The organism is Pseudogemmobacter sonorensis (assembly GCF_042762395.1).
In the GTDB taxonomy this organism is placed as follows: domain Bacteria; phylum Pseudomonadota; class Alphaproteobacteria; order Rhodobacterales; family Rhodobacteraceae; genus Pseudogemmobacter; species Pseudogemmobacter sonorensis.
This window is the reverse complement of record NZ_JBEFZE010000015.1, coordinates 1-20,590: the sequence shown is the minus strand read 5'-3', so window position 1 is coordinate 20,590 and position 20,590 is coordinate 1. Positions and strand designations below refer to the sequence as shown.

The 20,590-nt window shown below is 69.7% G+C and carries 17 protein-coding genes and 1 pseudogene; 11 read left to right on the top strand and 7 right to left on the bottom strand.

Translation table 11 applies throughout. From position 1 onward, the window contains the following. The first annotated feature begins 109 nt into the window (after window positions 1-109). The 7 genes from ABNX41_RS12145 to lexA all read left to right on the top strand — a co-directional run bounded on the left by ABNX41_RS12145 (window position 110) and on the right by lexA (window position 6,598). Window positions 110-709 (top strand): aminodeoxychorismate/anthranilate synthase component II, encoded by a 600-nt coding sequence (locus ABNX41_RS12145; RefSeq protein ID WP_438669994.1) that lies wholly within the window; start codon window positions 110-112, stop codon window positions 707-709. Continuing rightward, window positions 706-1,719: an anthranilate phosphoribosyltransferase gene (gene trpD, locus ABNX41_RS12140; RefSeq protein ID WP_438669993.1), complete on the top strand. Its 1,014-nt coding sequence runs from the start codon at window positions 706-708 to the stop codon at window positions 1,717-1,719. The genes ABNX41_RS12145 and trpD overlap by 4 nt, the downstream gene beginning before the upstream one ends. A gap of 112 nt (window positions 1,720-1,831) precedes the next feature. Continuing rightward, the gene (locus ABNX41_RS12135) at window positions 1,832-2,791 is read left to right on the top strand and encodes a uracil-DNA glycosylase (protein WP_438669992.1); all 960 of its coding nucleotides are present in this window, start codon (window positions 1,832-1,834) and stop codon (window positions 2,789-2,791) included. A gap of 163 nt (window positions 2,792-2,954) precedes the next feature. Beyond that, a complete protein-coding gene (gene trpC / locus ABNX41_RS12130) occupies window positions 2,955-3,773 on the top strand; it encodes an indole-3-glycerol phosphate synthase TrpC (RefSeq protein ID WP_438669991.1) in 819 nt (272 codons plus the stop codon). Window positions 3,774-3,883: 110 nt separating this feature from the next. Further along, a complete protein-coding gene (moaC, locus tag ABNX41_RS12125; RefSeq protein ID WP_438669990.1) occupies window positions 3,884-4,372 on the top strand; it encodes a cyclic pyranopterin monophosphate synthase MoaC in 489 nt (162 codons plus the stop codon). Between the two features lie 260 nt (window positions 4,373-4,632). After that, complete coding sequence (locus tag ABNX41_RS12120) at window positions 4,633-5,802, top strand: molybdopterin molybdotransferase MoeA (protein ID WP_438670048.1); 1,170 nt, start codon at window positions 4,633-4,635, stop codon at window positions 5,800-5,802. A gap of 85 nt (window positions 5,803-5,887) precedes the next feature. Then, window positions 5,888-6,598 (top strand): transcriptional repressor LexA, encoded by a 711-nt coding sequence (lexA, locus tag ABNX41_RS12115; RefSeq protein WP_438669989.1) that lies wholly within the window; start codon window positions 5,888-5,890, stop codon window positions 6,596-6,598. Between the two features lie 788 nt (window positions 6,599-7,386). On the opposite strand, the gene ABNX41_RS12110 is transcribed toward lexA, so the two are convergent. Further along, on the bottom strand, window positions 7,387-9,570 hold the full coding sequence (locus ABNX41_RS12110; RefSeq protein ID WP_438669988.1) for a ComEC/Rec2 family competence protein: 2,184 nt from the start codon (window positions 9,568-9,570) through the stop codon (window positions 7,387-7,389). A gap of 103 nt (window positions 9,571-9,673) precedes the next feature. Here ABNX41_RS12110 and gltX point away from each other — a divergent pair, with 103 nt between their 5' ends. The 3 genes from gltX (at window position 9,674) to ABNX41_RS12095 (ending at window position 13,371) form a co-directional block, all read left to right on the top strand. Next, entirely contained in the window at window positions 9,674-11,077 is a 1,404-nt protein-coding gene (gene gltX, locus ABNX41_RS12105) for a glutamate--tRNA ligase (RefSeq protein ID WP_438669987.1), read from the top strand. 140 nt (window positions 11,078-11,217) lie between these two features. Beyond that, window positions 11,218-12,507 carry a citrate synthase gene (locus ABNX41_RS12100; protein WP_438669986.1) on the top strand — a complete coding sequence of 430 codons (1,290 nt, stop codon included), beginning with the start codon at window positions 11,218-11,220 and terminating at the stop codon, window positions 12,505-12,507. A gap of 138 nt (window positions 12,508-12,645) precedes the next feature. Beyond that, the gene (locus ABNX41_RS12095) at window positions 12,646-13,371 is read left to right on the top strand and encodes a heparan-alpha-glucosaminide N-acetyltransferase (RefSeq protein ID WP_438669985.1); all 726 of its coding nucleotides are present in this window, start codon (window positions 12,646-12,648) and stop codon (window positions 13,369-13,371) included. Here the strand turns inward: ABNX41_RS12095 and ABNX41_RS12090 are convergent. Together ABNX41_RS12090 and ABNX41_RS12085 are read right to left on the bottom strand one after the other, a co-directional pair. Continuing rightward, window positions 13,368-14,447 (bottom strand): T6SS phospholipase effector Tle1-like catalytic domain-containing protein, encoded by a 1,080-nt coding sequence (locus tag ABNX41_RS12090; protein ID WP_438670047.1) that lies wholly within the window; start codon window positions 14,445-14,447, stop codon window positions 13,368-13,370. The two genes, ABNX41_RS12095 and ABNX41_RS12090, sit on opposite strands and share 4 nt — an antisense overlap. Window positions 14,448-14,644: 197 nt before the next feature. Continuing rightward, window positions 14,645-15,790, bottom strand: coding sequence for a type III PLP-dependent enzyme (locus tag ABNX41_RS12085; RefSeq protein ID WP_438669984.1), 1,146 nt, complete (start codon window positions 15,788-15,790; stop codon window positions 14,645-14,647). Window positions 15,791-16,003: 213 nt separating this feature from the next. Here ABNX41_RS12085 and ABNX41_RS12080 point away from each other — a divergent pair, with 213 nt between their 5' ends. Then, window positions 16,004-16,435, top strand: a complete 432-nt coding sequence (locus tag ABNX41_RS12080; RefSeq protein ID WP_438669983.1) for an Lrp/AsnC family transcriptional regulator — start codon at window positions 16,004-16,006, stop codon at window positions 16,433-16,435. A gap of 522 nt (window positions 16,436-16,957) precedes the next feature. Here ABNX41_RS12080 and ABNX41_RS12075 read toward each other — a convergent pair. The 4 genes and pseudogenes from ABNX41_RS12075 to ABNX41_RS12060 all read right to left on the bottom strand — a co-directional run. Continuing rightward, window positions 16,958-18,274 carry a hemolysin family protein gene (locus ABNX41_RS12075; RefSeq protein ID WP_438669982.1) on the bottom strand — a complete coding sequence of 439 codons (1,317 nt, stop codon included), beginning with the start codon at window positions 18,272-18,274 and terminating at the stop codon, window positions 16,958-16,960. 70 nt (window positions 18,275-18,344) lie between these two features. Continuing rightward, window positions 18,345-19,193, bottom strand: a complete 849-nt coding sequence (locus ABNX41_RS12070) for an ATP-binding protein (RefSeq protein WP_438669981.1) — start codon at window positions 19,191-19,193, stop codon at window positions 18,345-18,347. Continuing rightward, window positions 19,190-20,095: a twin-arginine translocase subunit TatC gene (gene tatC, locus ABNX41_RS12065; protein WP_438669980.1), complete on the bottom strand. Its 906-nt coding sequence runs from the start codon at window positions 20,093-20,095 to the stop codon at window positions 19,190-19,192. The genes ABNX41_RS12070 and tatC overlap by 4 nt, the downstream gene beginning before the upstream one ends. Then, a pseudogene (locus ABNX41_RS12060) lies at window positions 20,092-20,590 on the bottom strand (hypothetical protein); the annotation flags it as partial. The gene tatC and the pseudogene ABNX41_RS12060, both read right to left, overlap by 4 nt.

The following is a 20,590-nucleotide window of genomic DNA, read 5'->3' as shown; positions in this document are numbered from 1 at the left end:
CGAAGTCGGCTAAGGCAGGGTATCGGCGAAAAAAGCGGGTATTTCTGCGGGTATCACGGCAGACGACCACGGAAGGAACCCAAGCAATATCAGTGGGTTACGACCGAATATGCTGCTTCTGATCGACAATTACGACAGTTTCACCTGGAACCTCGTGCATTACTTCGGCGAACTCGGCGCCGAGGTGGTGGTGCGGCGCAACGATGCGCTTGAGGTGCAGGATGCGCTGGCGATGCGGCCCGAGGCCATCGTGCTCTCGCCCGGGCCCTGCGATCCGGCCCAGGCCGGGATCTGCCTGCCGCTCACCCGTGCGGCCTATGAGGCCGACGTGCCGCTTCTGGGGGTCTGCCTCGGCCACCAGACCATCGGCGAGGCCTTCGGCGGCAAGGTGGTGCGCTGCCATGAGATCGTCCACGGCAAGATGGGCGCGATGCACCATGCCGGACAGGGGGTCTTCGCGGGCCTGCCCTCGCCCTTCCTGGCCACCCGCTACCATTCGCTGGTGGTGGAGCGCGACAGCCTGCCCGCAAGCCTTGAGGTCACCGCCTGGCTGGAGGACGGCACCATCATGGGCCTGCGCCACCGCGAAAAGCGGATCGAGGGCGTGCAGTTCCACCCCGAATCCATCGCCTCGGAACACGGCCACCAGCTTTTGCGCAATTTCCTCGACAGCGCCGGGGTGAAGACCGTCGAAAGCCTTCCGGCATGAGCGACGCGCTTCGCCCGCTGATCGGCATCGCCGCCACCCGCCCGCTGACGCGCGACGAGGCCGAGACCGCCTTTCTCGCCCTGTTCGAGGGCGCCGCCACCCCCGCCCAGACCGGCGGCTTCCTGATGGCCTTGCGCACGCGCGGCGAGACGGTCGACGAATATGCCGCCGCCGCCGATGTCATGCGCCGCAAATGCCTGCCCGTCCGCGCGCCCGAGGGCGCGATGGACATCGTCGGCACCGGCGGCGACGGCAAGGGCACGCTCAACATCTCGACCGCCACCGCCTTCGTGGTCGCGGGCGCGGGCGTGGTGGTGGCCAAGCACGGCAATCGCAACCTCAGCTCGAAATCCGGCGCGGCGGATGCGCTGACCGAACTGGGGCTGAATGTGATGATCGGCCCCGAAAAGGTCGAGACCTGCCTGGCCGAGGCCGGGATCGGCTTCATGATGGCGCCGATGCACCATCCCGCCATGCGCCATGTCGGCCCGGTGCGCGCCGAACTGGGCACCCGGACGATCTTCAACATCCTGGGGCCCCTGACCAATCCCGCGGGCGTGCGCCACCAGTTGACCGGCGCCTTTTCCGAGGCACTCTTGCGCCCGATGGCGGAAACGCTGCGCGCGCTCGGCACGCGGCGGGCCTGGCTGGTCCACGGCGGCGACGGCACCGACGAGATCTCGATCGCCGCCGCGACCAGGGTCGTGGCGCTGGAGGGCGGCGTGATCCGCGACTTCACCCTGCACCCCGAGGATGCGGGCCTGCCCTGGCATCCGTTCGAGAAGATCACCGGCGGCACGCCCGCCGAGAATGCCCGCGCCCTGCGCGCGCTGCTCGACGGCCAGACCGGCGCCTATCGCGATGCGGTGCTGCTGAACGCCGCCGCCGCGCTGGTGGTGGCGGAAAAGGCCGCGACCCTGCCCGAAGGAGTCGAGATGGCCCGCGCTTCCATCGACAGCGGCCAGGCGAAGGCGCGGCTCGAAGCCCTCGCCCGCCTCAGCCAGGCCTGATCGCGGCATGGCGCCCGCCCGACGCGGCGATCCGCCCGGAACCGGGCCGGGCCGTGGCGACCCGCTTCAGGACGCCCCGCTTCGGAGCGAGTTGCACGAGGGCGGCCCGCGCATGCCGCACGCGGAGCATTCAAGCGGGACGGACCTGAGCGCGGGCGACCCGCGATCGGACGGGACGCAATCAGACGGGCCGGGCGGGGACGGGCCAAATCGGACCGGCGCGGGCTGGACCCCATCAGGCCAGAACCCGTCAGGCGAGAACCTGCCGCGCCAGAACCCGTCAGGCCAGAACCCGTCAAGCCGGAACCGCCCCCGCCAGACCGATCCGCTCCCGCCCCCCGCCGACCGGGCCGACCTCCACCGCGCGGCGCGGCGCCTGATCGCCCCGCTCGGCGGGCCGGGGGATCCCGCCTCCTGGGGCGCTCTGCCCTTCTTCACCGAGACCGACGCGGCGGGCGAGACGCCCTGGACACGCCTCTATGCCAAGCTCTGCGCCGCGCCGGACTGGCAGCCCGCGGCCGAGCATATCTTCCGCGCGCTGGAACTGACGCCAAGGCCGCGCTGCCGGGTGGTGATCCTGGGCCAGGACCCCTATCACACCCCCGGCCGCGCCCAGGGGCTGGCCTTCTCGTTCCCGCCCGGCGAAAGGCCGCGCGATTCGCTGAAGAACATCCTGGCCGAACTGGCCACAGATGAACCGGCCAGCAGCACCGGGCGGACGAAGACCGACGGCGATCTGGCCGGATGGGCGCGCCAGGGCGTGCTGCTTCTGAACACAGTCCTGACCGTGCCGGTCTCGCAGGCGAACGGCCACAAGGGCTGGGGGTGGGAGCGGCTGACGGTCGAGATCCTTTCCGCCACCGCCGGGGACGGCCCGCGCGCCTTCCTGGTCTGGGGGGGGGCCGCGCAGAAACTCTGCGCGCGGCTGCCGCGCGAGGGCCATCTCTTCCTCGAAAGCCCGCATCCCTCGCCGCTGTCGGTCCATCGCGGCTTTTTCGGCTCCCGCCCGTTCAGCCGCACCAACCGCTGGCTGGCCGGTCAGGGCCTCGCCCCGGTCGACTGGTCGGCCTGAGGGGCGCAGTCGCGCCTTCCCTTCGCCCCCCCAAGCCGCTAAACCTGAACGGGATGGCCCCTCCGCCCGGGCGGGACCGCGCGCCCATGGCGCGCCCGGCGCCCGCATCCGGTCCCGGTCCGGTGCCGACCACCGCAGACCCAACAGCCGAAGGCCCCGCCCGATGACCACCATTCTCGACCGCATCAAGGCCTACAAGCTCGAAGAGATCGCCGCCCGCAAGGCGCGGCACACGCAGGCCGAGATCGAGGCCGCCGCCCGGCAGGCGCCGCCCCCCCGCGGCTTCGGCGCGGCGCTGAAATCTGCGGCCTCCACCGGCTACGGCCTGATCGCCGAGATCAAGAAGGCCAGCCCCTCGAAGGGCCTGATCCGCGCCGATTTCGACCCGCCCGCCCTCGCCCGCGCCTATGAGGACGGCGGCGCCACCTGCCTTTCGGTGCTGACCGACGCGCCCTCGTTCCAGGGCGACGACGATTACCTGACCCAGGCGCATGACGTGGTGAAACTGCCCTGCCTGCGCAAGGATTTCCTCTACGATCCCTGGCAGGTCGCCGAATCCCGCGCGCTGAAGGCCGATTGCATCCTGCTCATCATGGCCTCGCTTTCGGACGAACAGGCGCTGGAGCTGGAATCCGCCGCCATGGCCTGGGGGATGGACGTGCTGATCGAGGTGCATGACGAGGCCGAGCTTGCCCGCGCGCAGCGGCTGAAATCGCCGCTGATCGGCATCAACAACCGCAACCTGCATTCCTTCGAGGTCACGCTGGAGACCACCCGCCGCCTGGCGCGGATGGTGCCCGAGGACCGGATGATCGTCTCGGAAAGCGGGCTCCACACGCCCGAGGACCTGGCCGATCTGGCCCGCTTCGGCGCCCGCTGCTTCCTGATCGGCGAAAGCCTGATGCGGCAAGAGGACGTGACCGCCGCCACGCGCGAGATCCTGTCGCGCCCGCTGATCGCCGCCGGGGGCATCCCGCTCTGACCGCCGGGCACCCCGGTTCGCCCCCCGGGCGCTTGGCGCCCCGGCCGCAAGACCTTCGACCCGAACCCGCCGCCGCCCAAGACCCAAGCCCCCCAAACCCGAGCCTCCCGATGCCCGCCTCTCCCCTGAGCCATTTCGACGCCGAAGGCCGCGCCCATATGGTCGATGTCGGCGCCAAGCCCGAAACCCGGCGCATGGCCCTGGCCGAGGGGCTGGTGCTGATGTCGGCCGCGACGCTGGCGCTGGCCGCCTCGGGCCGGGCCGCCAAGGGCGACGTGCTGGGAACGGCGCGGCTGGCGGGCATCATGGCGGCGAAACGCACCGCCGACCTGATCCCGCTGTGCCATCCGCTGCCGCTGTCCTCGGTCGCGCTGGATCTGGCGCCGCTGGCCGACGGGCGCGGCCTGCGGGTCGAGGCGCGGGTGACCACCACCGGCCGCACCGGCGTCGAGATGGAGGCGCTGACCGCCGTCACCGTCGCCTGCCTGACGGTCTATGACATGCTCAAGGCCGCCGAGAAATCCATGCGGATCGAGGGGATACGCCTGCTGGTGAAAGAGGGCGGCAAGTCCGGCCGGTTCGAGGCCCCCGCGCCATGACCGCGCCCGATGAAAGCCGTTCGCGTGAGAGCCGTTCGGGCGAGGGCCGCCCCGGACAGAGCCACCCGGGCCAGGCCCCCGATGGCCAGAGCCCCGACGACCAGAACCCTGTCCACCAGATCCCTGTCGACCAGATCCCTGTCGACCAGCCCCCCGGCAGCCAGACCTCCGGCGCCCGGCCCCACGCGGCCCAGCCCCCCGGCGATCCCGCGCCGCGTGATCCGGCCCCACAAGATCCGGGCCCGAAGAACCTCGGCAGGCTGATCTCGCTCGAAGAGGCCACCGCCCGCATCCTCGCCCTCGCCCACCCGCTCGGGACCGAGGAGGTCGCGCTCGACCGCGCCGCCGGGCGACGGCTGGCGCAGCCCGCGCAGGCGACGCGCGACCAGCCGCCCTTCGACGCCTCGGCGATGGACGGCTATGCCGTCCTCGGCGACCCCCTCCCCGGCACGCGGCTGCGGGTCATCGGCGAGGCCGGCGCGGGCCACGAATTCCCCGGCCGCCTCGGCCCGGGCGAGGCGGTGCGGATCTTCACCGGCGCCCCGGTGCCGCCGGGCGCGACCCGGGTCGTCTTGCAAGAAGACACCAGCCGCGACGGCGAAGATGTGGTGGTTCACGACATCGGCAGCCCCAATATCCGCGCGCGCGGCCAGGATTTCCCCGCCGGGGCGATGCTGTCGCCGCGCTGGCTCAAACCCGCCGACCTCGCGCTGCTCGCCTCGATGAACCTGGCGCGGGTGACCGTCGCGCGCCGCCCCGAGGTCGCGGTGATCTCGACCGGAGACGAATTGGTGATGCCGGGCGAGACGCCGCGCCCCGACCAGATCATCGCCTCGAACGGTTTCGCGCTGAAGGCGCTGTGCGAGGGTGCGGGCGCCCGGGTGCGCCTGCTTCCCATCGCCCGCGACAACGAGGCCGCGCTGCGCAGCGCCTTCGCTTTGGCCGGGGGGGCGGATGTGGTGGTGACCATCGGCGGCGCCTCGGTGGGCGCGCATGATCTGGTGGGCAAGGTCGCCGCCGATCTGGGGCTGGCGCGCGCCTTCTGGAAGATCGCGCTGCGGCCCGGCAAGCCGCTGATGGCCGGGCGCCTGCCCGAGGGGGCGGTGCTGCTGGGCCTGCCGGGGAATCCGGTCTCCTCGCTGGTCTGCGGGCATCTCTTCGTGCTGCCGCTCCTGCGCGCCCTGCAGGGCGATCCAGCGCCGCTCCCGCGCCCGCGCCGCGCCGTCCTGGCCGAGGATCTGCCCCCGAACGGGCCGCGCGCCCATTACATGCGCGCCCGCCTCGCCCCCGATGGCGAGACGATCCGCCCCTTCGCCCGGCAGGACAGCGCGCTTCTGGCCGATCTGGCCGAAGCCGATGCGCTGCTGATCCGCCCGGTCGGCGATCCGGCCCGCCGCGCGGGCGAGACGGTGTCCTGCCTGCCGATCTGAGCGCCACGAAATCGCTTGACACAAACCGGGAACACCGGCAGAACATTATGTCAACGGGATCGGGATCGAAGGGGCGGGATCGCCAATGCTCACGCGCAAACAACTGGAGCTGCTGAACTTCATCAAGGTCCGGGTGGACCAGGACGGCATCCCGCCTTCCTTCGACGAGATGAAAGAGGCGCTCGACCTGCGCTCCAAATCCGGCATCCACCGGCTGATCACCGCGCTGGAAGAGCGCGGCTTCATCCGCCGCCTCGCCCATCGCGCCCGTGCGCTGGAGATCATCAAACTGCCCGAGGCGATGGAGAAGGCCTCCGCATCCGCCGCTGCCGCCCCGGCCTTCGCCCCCCGCGTGATCGAGGGCGACCGCCGCCCCGCCCCGAAAGAGGCCATGGCGGTCGAGGCGGTCCATGCGCTGGAACTGCCCGTGATGGGCCGGATCGCCGCCGGCGTGCCGATCGAAGCGATTTCCGAGGTCTCGCATCACGTCGCGGTGCCGGGCTCGATGCTCTCGGGGCGCGGCAGCCATTACGCGCTTGAGGTCAAGGGCGATTCGATGATCGAGGCCGGGATCAACGACGGCGATATCGTCGTGATCCGCGAACAGGCCACCGCCGAGAACGGCGATATCGTGGTGGCCCTGGTCGAGGATCAGGAGGCGACGCTGAAACGCTTTCGCCGCCGTGGCGGCATGATCGCACTGGAGGCCGCCAACCCGGCCTATGAGACCCGCGTCATCCCCGACCATCTGGTCAAGGTGCAGGGCCGCCTCGTCGGACTGATCCGCAGCTATTGAGCCCCGGCGCCCCCCCCCGGGGCCCACCATGCGGCGAAGACCGCGGCCCGAGCGAGGGCCCGCGCGCCGGGGGGAAGACCTGGCCCGTGGGAAGGCGACACCCCGGAGGAATGAACCAGAAACCAGGTCGCTGCCCTTGCCCGGCACCGCCCTTGACCAGCCCGCCAAGCGCCCAGGCCTCCGGACCGGTTTGCCCCGCGTCATGCACCGCCTTCCGTGCGGCCGGTGGAACGCCAGACCGCTCGCTTCCCCGGCTCGACTACGCCATCGGTGTCCCGCCGAGCCTGCCAAGCACCCAAGCCTCCAGCCTCGGTCGTCCTGCTCTATCCCCCCCTCCACGCGGCACCGGAACACCGGACCGCTCACCTCCCTCGGCACGACCACGGCATCGGCGTTCTGCCGACCCAACGAAGCGTCCAGGCCTCCGGGCCAGGTCGCACCGCGCAATGCACCGCTTTCCACGCGGCGGCGGAACGTCGAACCACTCACCTTCCTCGGCAAAACCACGGCATCGTTGTTCCGCCCCCCTTATAAAGCGCCCAAACCTCCGGGCGGGGTCGCACCGCTCGATGCGCCGCCCTCCACGCGGCACGACCACGATATCGGTGTTCTGCCGGGAGCCACCTCATTCGCCCGCCGGATGGAGCTCCAGGAATGGTTTCCCCTGCCGTTTGGGCTGCCTTTCACCAGCAGGTTGAACGAACCGCCTCCCTCGGCGCAACCCCGGAGCCGGGTTTGCCAGACCCCTTAGCTCCACCCGGCAGCCGGATCGGCCATGCCCCCCAGGGTCACGGTCCGGCGACCACCACCCCTTCGGGCAGCATCGCGACGAGGGCGGCCAGATCGGCGCCCGGACCGCTCCACGCCCTTGCCCGGGCACGGGTGGCGGTGACCAGGACCGTCCCGTCCGGGCGGAGGCGGAACGCGAGCGTCCCGGTCTCGCGCAGCAGCCGCTCGTCCAGCAGACGACAGCCCGGCGGACGCTCCGCCGCCGCCATGGGCAGGTTCAGGATCACCAGATCGGCCCCGGCGCAGGCCTCATCCAGCAGCGCGCGGCCCTTCTTCCCGGACAGCGCCACCGCCTCGATCCCGGCGAGGGAAAAGCCGCGCGCCTCGGGCGGGCCGGTGAAGCCCGGGCGCGCCGCCGCCACCGCCTGCTCGACCAGATCGCCGTCATTCTCCAGCCAGTTCGAGGCCGAGAAGCCGCCCCCCCTCGCCGAGGACAGCGCCCGCCCCTGCGGCCCCATCAGCCCGACAAGGCGGCCGTCGGCGCTGACCAGCAGATCGGGCCGCCCCCCCATCGGCCAGAGCGCAAGGCAGGCCAGGACCCCCGGGATCCCCAGAAGCCGCGCCCGTCCGGGCCAAAGCACCAGCCAGGCCATCGCCAGGGTGACCAGCGCCAGCACCCAGGCCCCCGGGGCGGGAATGCCGGTGACCGAGCCCTCCATATCGGCCACCGCATAGGCGACATGCAGGATCCAGCGCGCGCCCAGCCCCACGAGCCAGAGCGCCGGCGCCTCCAGCCCGAAGGGCGCGAGCAGGAAGGCCAGCGCCCCCCCGGGCATGATCAGAAGCCCCATCGCGGGCACGGTCAGCAGGTTCGCGATCAACCCGTAATCGGCGAAACGGTTGAAATGCGCCGCCGCATAGGGCGCCGAGGCGAAGCCGCCGATCACCGAGCTTGCCACCAGCGTCACCACCGGCGCCATCCAGCGCGGCAACCGCCCGTGCAGCGCGCCGCGGTCCATCGCCTCGAACCCGGCGATCAGCGCGACGGTGGCGGCGAAGGACATCTGGAACCCCGGCTCCAGCAGGATCTCGGGCCGCCAGAGCATCAGGATCGCGCCCGAGATCGCCGCCGAGCGGATCGAGATCGAGCGCCGGTCGATCAGCACCGCGAACATGATCACCGAGACCATGAGAAAGGCCCGCTCGGTCGCGACATTCGAGCCCGAGAGCTGCAGGTAGAACAGCGCGACGAAGAACGAGGCGACGGCGGCGATCTTCTTGGCGTTCACCCGCAAGGCCAGCACCGGGACGCAGGCGATGGCGCCGCGCAGGAAAGCGAAGACGAAACTGCACAGAAAGGCCAGGTTCATCCCCGAAATCGCAAGGATATGGGCGAGCGAACTGTCGCGCAAAGCCTCGACCGTGGCCTGGCTGATGCCCGAGCGGTCGCCGGTCAGCGCGCCCGAGGCGAAGGCCCCGGCCTCACCCGGGATCCGCGCCTTGATCCCGGCCGAGAGATGCGCGCGCAGCCGCCCGATCCAGGCCTCTCCCCCGCCGGGCGGCGCCAGCAGCATCACCGGATCGCGGCTGTAGCCCACCGCGCCAAGCTGGCGGAAGAACGCCATGCGGCGGAAATCGAAGCCGCCCGGCTCGACCGCCGCCTCGGGCGGGGCGAGATGGCCGGTCACCATGACGGTCTGGCCCGCCTGCGGCGCCATGAAGGCCAGATCGCCATGCAGCGCCACGCGCACCCGGGCGGGCGTGCGCGCGGGCGCCATGTCGCGCAGCACCACCCGGTCGAGCGTCAGGCGCAGCGCATCCGAGCCGGAGCGGTCGATCTCGACCACCCGGCCCTCGATCGGGCCGTAATAGCGGAATTCCAGCATCGGGGCGGCGACGATCTGCACCCGCAGCGCCGCAACCAGAAATCCAAGCGCCAGCGCCGCGCCAAGGCAGCAGGTCGGGCGCAGCAGATGCGGCCCGGCCAAAGCCCCCGCAAGCATCCCCGCGCCGCAAAGGCCCCAGAGCGACAGCGCGAGCCGCCCCGGCTCTGCCCCCCAGGCGAACCACAGCCCGATGCCGCAACCCATCATCAGCACCGCGAGCGGCAGGACATGGCCGCGCGCGCCCGCCAGCGCCTCGAACGGCAGGGCCAGCACCCGCAGGTGCGATGCCGCCCGGCGCGGGCCGAGCCAGCCGCGACCCGACCGATCACGCCCGGACCGTTCCAGGACCTCCGCCACCTTGCCCTCGCCCCCCCTGCCGACTAGAACCGCGACCGACCAGATCCCGGCCAGCTTGCCGTTTCCTGGTTTCCAAAAGGTTAACTCGAAAGGTCAACCGCGCATGTCCTCGCAGGTCGTCACCCGTTTCGCGCCCTCGCCCACCGGCTATCTTCACATCGGCGGCGCGCGCACGGCTTTGTTCAACTGGCTTTACGCGCGCGGGCGGGGCGGGAAATTCCTGCTGCGGATCGAGGATACCGACCGCGAACGCTCCACCCCCGAGGCGACGGCGGCGATCCTTCAGGGCCTGGAGTGGCTGGGCCTCGACTGGGACGGCGAGGTGGTCAGCCAGTTCGACCGCAAGGACCGCCATGCCGAGGTGGCGCAAGAGATGCTGGCGCGCGGCACCGCCTATCGCTGCTTCTCGACCGCCGAAGAGATCGCCGCCTGGAAAGAGGCCGAAAAGGCCAGGGGCGTCAGCTATCCGGTGTTCCTGTCGCCCTGGCGCGACGCCGATCCCGCCACCCACCCCGATGCGCCTTACGTCATCCGCATGAAGGCGCCGCGCGACGGGCTGACCGTGATCCGCGACGAGGTGCAGGGCGAGGTGACGATCCGCAACGAGACGCTGGACGACATGATCGTGTTGCGCTCCGATGGCACACCGACCTACATGCTCGCCGTCGTCGTCGATGATCACGACATGGGCGTGACCCATGTGATCCGGGGAGACGACCACCTGAACAACGCCGCGCGCCAGCAGATGGTCTATGACGCGATGGGCTGGGACATCCCGGTCTGGGCGCATATTCCGCTGATCCACGGGCCGGACGGCAAGAAGCTCTCGAAGCGCCACGGCGCCACCGGGCTGGAAGAATACCAGGCCATGGGCTATCCGGCGGCGGGGATGCGCAACTACCTGACCCGGCTGGGCTGGGCCCATGGCGATCTTGAGATCTTCACCAGCGAAGAAGCGATGGCGATCTTCGATCTGAAGGGGATCGGCCGGGCCCCGGCGCGCCTTGACTTCAAGAAGCTGGAGAACACCTGCGGCCATCACATCGCCATGGCCGGGGACGCCGCGCTCTTGGCCGAGGTCGTGGGCTATCTGGCCGCGAAGGATGAGCCTGCGTTGAGCGATGCACAGAGGTCTCTGCTCGCGCGCGCAATGCCCTTCGTCAAGGACCGCGCGAAGACCTTCCCGGAGCTGCTTGAAAAAGCGCGTTTCGCGCTGATTTCCCGCCCGGTCGCGCCCGATGAGAAGGCGGCGGCGGCGTTGGATTCGGTATCCCGTAGTATACTGCGATCGTTGACGCCGCATCTGCAAAATGCTAGCTGGACGAAGGACGCGCTGGAGCCCATTCTGAACCAGATCGCCGCCGAAAACGGTATCGGATTCGGCAAGCTGGCGGCACCGCTTCGCGCGGCGCTGGCCGGGCGCAGCGTGACACCATCGGTTTTCGACATGATGCTGGTCATCGGTCGGGACGAGACGATCGCGAGGCTTTCGGACGCCGCGGGGTAATCCCGCGCGGCACATGGACCGGGCCTGGCCAGTCCCGCCCCCCAATGGGGTGCGGATCCGGCACGCGACCGAAGTGAGAAGCCAACGGCCCGCCGCGCCGCAAAGACGGGCGGGCAACGCGACACGGGGGATATGTGCCAATGACAGACAGAAAAGCGACGCTGACGCTGGACGGCAAGGACTACGACCTTCCGGTCCTGACACCGACCATCGGCCCGGACGTGCTGGACATCCGCAAGCTCTACGGGCAGGCCGATGTCTTCACCTACGACCCCGGCTTCACCTCGACCGCCGCCTGCGAAAGCGCGATCACCTATATCGACGGCGACAAGGGCGAGCTTCTGTATCGCGGCTATCCGATCGAGCAACTGGCCGAGAAGTCGAGCCATGTCGAGGTCTGCTTCCTGCTGCTTTACGGTGAATTGCCCACCGCCACCCAGCTTGCCGATTTCACCACCCGCATCACGCGCCACACCATGGTGCATGAGCAGATGACGAATTTCTTCCGCGGCTTCCGCCGCGACGCCCATCCGATGGCGACCATGGTCGGCGTCGTCGGCGCGATGTCGGCCTTCTACCACGACAGCCTCGACATCAACGACCGCTGGCACCGCGAAGTCTCGGCGATCCGCCTGATCGCCAAGCTGCCGACCATCGCCGCCATGGCCTACAAATATTCCATCGGCCAGCCCTTCGTCTATCCGAAGAACGACCTCAGCTATGCCGGGAACTTCCTGCGCATGTGCTTCTCGGTCCCGGCCGAGGAATATGTGGTCAATCCGATCCTGGAAAAGGCCATGGACCGCATCATGATGCTCCATGCCGATCACGAGCAGAACGCCTCGACCTCGACCGTGCGTCTGGCGGGGTCCTCGGGCGCCAATCCCTTCGCCTGTATCGCGGCGGGGATCGCCTGCCTGTGGGGTCCGGCGCATGGCGGCGCCAACCAGGCCTGCCTTGAGATGCTGCGCGAGATCGGCTCGGTCGAGCGTATTCCAGAATTCATCGCCAAGGCCAAGGACAAGAACGATCCGTTCCGCCTGATGGGCTTCGGCCACCGGGTCTACAAGAACTTCGACCCGCGCGCCAAGGTGATGAAGCAATCCGCCGACGAGGTGCTGGAACTGCTGGGCGTCCACGACAACCCGCTGCTGCAGGTCGCCAAGGAGCTGGAGCGGATCGCGCTCGAAGACGAATATTTCGTCTCGAAGAAGCTCTATCCGAACGTCGATTTCTACTCGGGCATCATCCTTGAGGCCATGGGCTTCCCGACCTCGATGTTCACGCCGATCTTCGCGATCTCGCGCACCATCGGCTGGATCTCGCAGTGGAAAGAGATGGTCTCGGATCCGACCGGCAAGATCGGCCGTCCGCGCCAGCTTTACGTCGGCGCGCCCGCCCGCGAATATAGCGATATCGCCACCCGCTGAGGGACGGCACCGACACCGGAAAGGGCGGCCCCCGGGGCCGCCCTTTTCGCTTCCCCCCCTTTGGCGGGGCTTGCGCCGCCCGCGCGAAAGCCGATGATCGGCGCGACGCCATAACGCGCGACGCAGACAGGGCAGAGCATGACCCCGATCCAGAAGAACCGCCTGATCCTGATCGACCTGCTGCGGACGCTGGCGCTGGCGGGGATGGTGGCCTTCCACCTGACCTACGACCTCGACGCCCTGGGCTTCATCGCGCCGGGCACCGCGACCAGCGGCTTCTTCTGGTATTTCGCCCGGATCGTGGCGGGCAGCTTCATCTTCCTGGCCGGGGTGGGGCTGTGGCTGTCGCATGGCGGCGGGATCCGCTGGCGCCCGTTCCTGCTGCGGCTGGCGAAGATCCTGGCGGCGGCGGCGCTGGTCACGGTGGCAAGCCATTTCGCCCTGCCCGGCCTGACGATCTTCTACGGCATCCTGCATTCCATCGCGGTTTCGTCGCTGGTCGGGCTGCTGTTCCTGCGGCTTTCGCCCGCGGCGATGCTGGTCCTTGCCGGGCTGGTCTTCGCGCTCCCCTGGTTCTGGTCGCATCCGGTCTTCGACGGCTGGCTGATCTGGACCGGCCTTTCGGGCCGGGTGCCCGCCACCGCCGATTACGAGCCGCTGTTTCCCTGGTTCGCGCCCTTCCTGGCCGGGATGGCCTGCGCCAAGGCGCTGTCGCTGCGTGGGCTCTGGCCCCGGCTCGCATTGCCCGGGCGGCGCTGGCTGCGGCTGCTGGCCTGGCCGGGGCGGCATTCGCTGACGATCTATCTGATCCACCAGCCGGTGCTGATCGCCGCACTTCTGGGCCTGCGGGCGCTGCTGCTTTAGCCCGGTTTCGGCCAGCGCGCCCGGGCCGAGGCGGGAACGCTTTCATGCAGCCTCTCGCTGGGGTCGCGGCCCGGCCTGCGGCGGCGGCGCAGCAGGAACAACAGGCTCCAGCCCCGCCAGGTGCCGATGCACGGCGCCGAGGGGTCGCAGGGAAAGCGGTTGCGCCAGCCCGGCGGCAGGTCGAGCCCGGCCGCCTCGGCCCGGTCGAGCATCCAGACCAGCGGGATGTTCGACAGCGGCCGCGCCGCCTCGAACCCGCCCAACTGGCCGCCGATATCGGCATGCGCGCCCCGGAACCAGACCTGTTCGACATTACCCGCCCCACCCGCAGTCTGGCCCTGCCCCTGCGTGGACCACAGCACCGGCGCGAAGACCGCCCGCGTCTCGTCCAGCGCCAGCGCGTGGAAGCCGTGGCGCACATGGGAGCCAAGCGCCATGTCGTGGAAAGCGTGGTTCTTCTCGGTCAGCATCCACAACAGCGGCAGCCGCAGGCCAAGCGCCGCCACCGTGTCCCAGAGCCCCACCATCTCGACCGGCGCGACGGCATGGCAGGCGCGGGCCTTCAGGGCCAGCGCGGCGGGGCTGGCGGGATCCCGGCGGTAGTGGCGCCAGATCTGGCGGATGTTGCGCTCCAGCGCCGCCTCCTGCCGCAACAGCCCCATCCGCCCGATCATCCCCGCCAGCGAGCGCACCGCATAGGCGCCGCGCGAATAGCCGAACAGATAGATCCGGTCGCCCGCGCGGTAATGGCTGGCCAGATGGCCATAGGCGCGGGCGATCTGGCCCTCGATCCCCCGGCCCTGCAGGATGTCGAGGCCGCGCCGCCAGCCCTGCCACTGGATGCCCTCTTCGTAATAGATCGTGCGGCCCGGGCGCGGCCCGCCCCCGGACAAAAGCCGCCAGGCCAGGCCCGCATTGGTCTCATGCCCCGGATCCAGCGAGGAAAGCGTGCCGTCGAGGATCACGACATGATCCACCCGCCCCCGCGCCCGCCCCGGTTGCGGCGCGGCGGCGGGGGCGGTTTCGGTCAGCGGGCGGCGGCGCAGCCAGCCCTTGATGCGGGCAAGAAGGGCGATGGCGGATCCTTTCGGCAAGGGGGCGGGCCGCAGCACGCATGCCATCGGCCAAACCGCTGAAAAGATTAGCCCTCCGGCGGGCTTTGTCCAGCCGGAGGGCGTCTTTCCTTACCGATTTTCCGGGGTCGGTTCTATCGGGTCGATTTTCCGGGACCGATCTTCCGGGCCGCCCGAATTTCGCCGGGCGGGGGCCGCGATCAGACCTTGAGCGACAGCACCGTCGCCATGGCCAGATCGCCGAAACCGTTGAAACGGCTGTTCGTCACCACGGAGTAAGAGCCCATGCCGTGCCAGACCAGATAATCGCCCTCGGCGATATCGGCCGGAAGCTCGATCTCGCCCGGCAGGCGGTCGACCGAATCGCAGGTCGGGCCGAAGACGATGCGCGGCTGCGGCGCGCCCCGGCGCGGCACGCCGTCCGGGCCCAGCACATGGATCCGGTCGATCACGCCGATCATCGGCAGTTCGACCAGCGTGCCGTAGACGCCGTCGTTGAGGAAGACGTGGTCCTCGTCGCGCACTGCCTTCACGCGGGCGGCCAGGGTGAAGGCATCGCCGCACAGCGCCCGGCCCGGCTCGCAGACCAGAAGCGGGCGGTTGGCGCCGAAGGCCTCGGTCGCGGTGCGGTCGATCAGCGCGAAGATCGCGTCGAGTTCGGGCCGCACGGCCTCAAGCCGGTGCGACGGGAAGCCCCCGCCCACGTTCAGCCGCGCGATGGTCACGCCCGCCTGGGCCGAGATCACCGCCGCCTCGCGGATATAGGCCTCCCAGGCGTGGGGATCGGTGCATTGCGTGCCCGGGTGGAAGGTCAGCGAGGGCACGTAGCCCGCAGCCGCCACCTCGGCCAGCAGCTCGGTCGCCAGCTCCACCGTCGCGCCGAACTTGGCGCCGAAATTATAGGCCGCGCCCGCCACCGGCAGCTTGAAGCGGACCGAAATCTCCACCCCCTCGGCGGGGACGGCCTGGATCAGCTTGGCCAGTTCCGAGCGCGAATCGACGCTGTAGCTTTTCACCCCGCGCGAGACCGCATGTTCGATCTCGGCGCGCGAGCGGACCGGGTTGTGGTAATGGATCGCCGCGTCGGGGGCGAGGCGGCGGATCAGGTCGATTTCCCAGGGCGAGGCGCAGTCGTAGCCGCGGATCCCGGCGGCGGCGAGGTTCTCGATCATCTCTTCGCCGGGGTTGGATTTCACCGCATAGGTGACCATGCCCGGAAAGCCGTCGATGAAACGCCGGGCCGAGGCCTGCACCGCCGAGGGGCTGAAGAACAGCACCGGGTTTTCCGGCTGGTGGATGCGCAAATATTCTGTCGGGTTCGACCAGATCGTTTTGGAGAGTCCCATCGGCGGTTCCTTTCGGCCAACAGAACGCGTTGACCCGAAACCCATCATCAGGGCCGGGCACCTCGCGCGGTTTGAAGAAAACCAGGCCAGGTGCGTATGAGCCGCCCTTTTCCTGCAAAACAGGATGCTGCATATGTGTTACAACTTCACCGAACAAAACTATATAAATGTAGCGTATCGTCGTTATAATGACGAAAAGATCGGTCAATTTGCATGGATGAACTGGATCGCAACATTCTGGGCCTTCTGGGGGCCGATGCGCGGATGTCGGTCGCCACGCTGTCGCGGCGGCTGCGGGTCGCGCGCTCGACCATCCAGGCCCGGCTGGAGCGGCTGGAGACCTCGGGCGTCATCGTGGGCTATACGCTCAAGCTGGGCGAGACCGCGCGCGAGGGGCGGCTAAGGGCCTCGGTCCTGCTGACGATCGAGCCCCGGTCGCAGGCCGCGATCCTGACCCGGCTGCGCTCGATCAACGAGGTGGAGCGGGTCTTCACCACCTCGGGCCGGTTCGATTTCCTGTTGCAGATCGCGTGCCCCAATACCCAGGTGCTGGACCAGGTGCTGGACCAGATCGGGGCCATGGCGGGGGTGCGAAGCTCGGAAAGCCTGATCCATCTTTCGACAAAGATCGACCGCGCAGTGTGAGCGGGGCAGTGTGAGCGGGATCGCCGCAGCGGAAGGGGCGCGGCGCAGCCCCAACGGGCAGCCGAAGCGGGCCGGTCGGAGCGTTGCGGCCGAAACCATGCCCCAGAGGAAACCATGCCCCAGAGGGGAACGGTCTGGCCAGAGCGCCCCGAATGGGGGTGGGATCCGATACGCTCTGCCAGAGTGGACGAAACAGGCGCCCAAGCGGAACGGTCTCGCCCCTGCGCCCCGAATGGGTCCAGAGCGGCATGGCTCGACCAGTGCGACCGAAACTGGCGCCAGAATGGCACGGCCTGGCCGGAGCCCCCGAATGGGGGTGCGACCAGAGGCGCCCTGGCGGAACGACCGAAACAGGCGCCCAAGCGGAACGGTCTGGCCCCTGCGCCCCGAATGAAACCCGAGCGGCGCGGCCCGACCAGGCGCGGCCGAAGCGGGCGTCGGAGGGGAGGAGGAACGGGAGACAGGAACCCCGGGCAAAGGCGGCGGCGAGAGCCCGGGAGGGGCTGACCGCGCCCCTTCGCCTCAGCCCGCTTCGCTCCCATGCGCGCCCTCGGCGGCGGGAGGGGGCGGCGTGACCAGCACCTTGTCGATGCGCAGCCCGTCCATGTCGATCACCTCGAAGCGGTGGCCATGGGTCTCGAAGACCTCGCCCAGGACGGGCATATGGCCAAGCCGGTCCAGCACCAGCCCCGCCACCGTGCCGTAATCGCCCGCCAGGCCGCGCGGCAGGCCCATGCGGTCGCAGAATTCATCCGCGGGCATCCAGCCCGAGACCAGCAGGCTGCCGTCGGCGCGGGGAAGGATGGCGGGCTCCTCGGCCTCATGCCCGGCCTCGGTGCCGGTGATCGCCTCCAGCACGTCGGCCGTGGTGACGATGCCCTCGAACTGGCCGTATTCGTCGTAGACCAGCGCCATCCGGTCTTCGCTGCGGCGCAGGACCTCGATCACCGCAAGCGCGCCCATGCGTTCGGACACCACCGGCACCTCGCGCGTGAGGCGGGCCAGGTCCAGCCCCTCGCCCGCCGCAAGACTGCGGTAGATCTCGGACAGCCGCACGATCCCGGCCACCTCGCCCATGGCGTCGGCGACCAGCATCCGGGGCCGGGCGATCCGCTCGATATCCGCGCCGAGATCGTCGGGCAGCGCGTCCAGGGACAGCATCTCGATCTCGGTGCGCGGCGTCATCAGCCCGCGCGCATTGCGGTCGGAAAGCCGCATCACCCCGGTCATCAGCTCGCGCTCGTCGGCCTCGATCACGCCGGTCTCGCGCGCCTCGTCCAGAATGCCCTTGACCTCTTCCTCGGTCACCCGGCTGGCGCCCGCGCCGCCCTGCCCCAGAAGCCGCAGCACGAAACGGCCCGAGATGTCGAGAAACCACACCACCGGCGCCGCGACCTTCGACAGGATCACCATCATCGGCGCGATCCGCGCGGCCACCGCCTCGGGGTTGCGCAGCGCAAGCTGCTTGGGCACCAGCTCCCCCACGATCAGCGAGACATAGGTGATCGCCACCACCACGCCGCCGACGCCAAGCATTTTCGCCCAGGCCGGGTCCATACCGCCGGCAATCGGGCCACCCGAGACCAGCCAGTCGGCCAGCCGCTGGCCCAGCGTATCGCCCGCCAGCGCCCCCGACAGGATGCCGACGGCGGTGATGCCGATCTGCACGCTGGACAGGAACCGCCCCGGGTTTTCCGAAAGCGCCAGCGCCATGCGCGCGCCCCGCCCCTCCATCGCGCGCAGCCGCGCGGGCCGGGACGAGACCACGGCAAGCTCGGACATGGCCAGCACGCCGTTCAGGACGATCAGCGCCAGGATCAGCAGGATTTCCGTCAGCATGCCGCTTCTCCCTTGAACCGCAGCGCCATGGCGCAAGGGCGTGCCCGTCCCGGACTTCGGCCCGGCCCGTTCATGCCCCGACCCCGACGCCCTCGCGCCCGGCCAGATCGGCGAAGAACTGCCAGGCCACCCGGCCCGAGCGCGCGCCCCGCGTGCGCGTCCATTCCACCGCCTCGGCCACCAGCCGCTCTTCGGGGACAGTCACGCCATGGGCCGCGCAATAGCCCCGGATCATGTCGAGATATTCGTCCTGCGAACAGGGATGGAAGCCCAGCCACAGCCCGAAACGGTCGGAAAGCGAGACCTTCTCCTCCACCGCCTCGGACGGGTTGATCGCCGAGGAGCGTTCGTTCTCGATCATGTCGCGCGGCATCAGGTGGCGGCGGTTCGAGGTGGCGTAGAGCAGCACATTGACGGGCCGCCCCTCGATCCCGCCGTCCAGCACGGCCTTGAGGCTTTTGTAATGCTGGTCGTCATGGCTGAAGGACAGGTCATCGCAGAACAGCAGGAAGCGGTGCTGCGGCGCCGCGCGCAACTGCGCCAGCAGGCGCGAGACCGAGGGCAGATCCTCGCGGCTCAACTCGACGATCTTCAGCGCCAGCCCCTCCGCGCGGACCTGGGCATGGACCGCCTTCACAAGGCTGGACTTGCCCATGCCGCGCGCGCCCCACAAAAGCGCGTTGTTCGCCGAAAGCCCGCGCGCGAACTGCCGGGTATTGGCCAGCAGCGTGTCGCGGGCGCGGTCGACGCCCAGAAGCAGGCCGATCTCGACCCCGGCGACGCGAGGGACGGGCTCCAGCCGGTCGGGATCGGTGGCCCAGGCGAAGGCATCGGCGGCGTCGAAATCGGGGGCGGGGCCCGGCGGCGGGGCAAGCCGCTCCAGGGCCTCCGCGATGCGGATCAGGACAGAGTCGGTCATGCCGCGCCGTCCTTCCCGGCTTCCTCGTCCTCTTCCCATTCGCCCGCGGCGCGGGCCTCGGCCTCTTTCTTCTTCTCGAAGCGGCGGACGAGGAAGATCGAGATCTCGTAAAGCGGATAGACCGCCGCGAAGAGGATGATCTGCGACATCACGTCGGGCGGCGTCACCAAAGCCGAGACGAGCAGGATGATGACGATGGCATAGCGGCGCACCCCCGCCAGCCCCGCCGCCGTCACCAGCCCCGCCCGCCCCATCAGCGTCAGCAGGACCGGAAGCTGGAAACACAGCCCGAAGGCCAGCACGAAGCTGGTGGTCAGCGCCAGATAGCTTTCCATCGAGCCCTGGAACACCACGCCCGCCAGCCCGCGCGCCTCGCGCTCGACCTGGCCGGTGCCCTCGGCCACCGCGCCCGGCACGGTCGCGACGCCGCCGCCCCCGGCATCGGTGATCACGCCCTGCTGGAAGGTCAGGAAGAAATTGAAGGCGATCGGCAGCACGACGTAATAGGCGAAGGCGGCGCCCAGGAAGAACATCACCGGGCTGGCGACCAGGAAGGGCAGGAAGGCCTGTTTCTCGCTGCGGTAAAGCCCCGGCGCCACGAAGCGCCACATCTGATAGGCGATCACCGGGAAGGACAGCGCGATCCCCCCGATGACCGAGATGCGGATGGCGACGAAGAACCCTTCCTGCAGCTTGATCAGCACAAGGCCGCAATCCTGCTGGCGCTCGGCCAGGGCAGAGCAGATCGGACGGGTGAGGAAGTTGAAGATCGGATTCCACACCGTGAAGCACAGGATCATCGCGACCAGAAAGGCGCCGAGCGACCACAGGATGCGGTTTCTAAGTTCGGTCAGATGTTCGATCAGCGGGGCCGAACTGTCGTCGATCTGGTCTTGGGTCATGTCGGTTGCTCGTCAAGCGGATCGAAGGGGGGCGAATCAGGACGCGCCGGGGCGTCGGCGGGGATGGGGACTGCGGATTTCTTCGCGGCAGACTTCTTGGGGGCGGGTTTCTTCGCCGCACCGGCGGTTTCCTTCGCCGGTTTGTCCCTGGCCCCCGCCGGTTGCGATCCCGCTTTCGCGGTATCGTCTTTCGCGCCGCGGGCAGCGGCCTTCTTCTTTTCCGCCGCCGGCTTTTCCGCCGGTGCCTCCGCCAATGCCGACACCTCCGGCGCCTTGGCCTTCACCGCCGAGCGGGTGCGCCCGCCGCGTTTGGGCGCCGGCACCTCACCCGAGGGAGCCTCACCCGAGGCGGCGCGCAGCTTGTCGGCGGCATCGGCCGCGATGGCCTTGCGGGCGGAAGCCTTCTCGGCCAGCGCCGCCGTTTCGGGCCCCATCGCGGCAGGGGCTGCGGCGGCAGCCGGAGCACTCGCCCCCGCGCCGCGCAGCGCCGGGGGC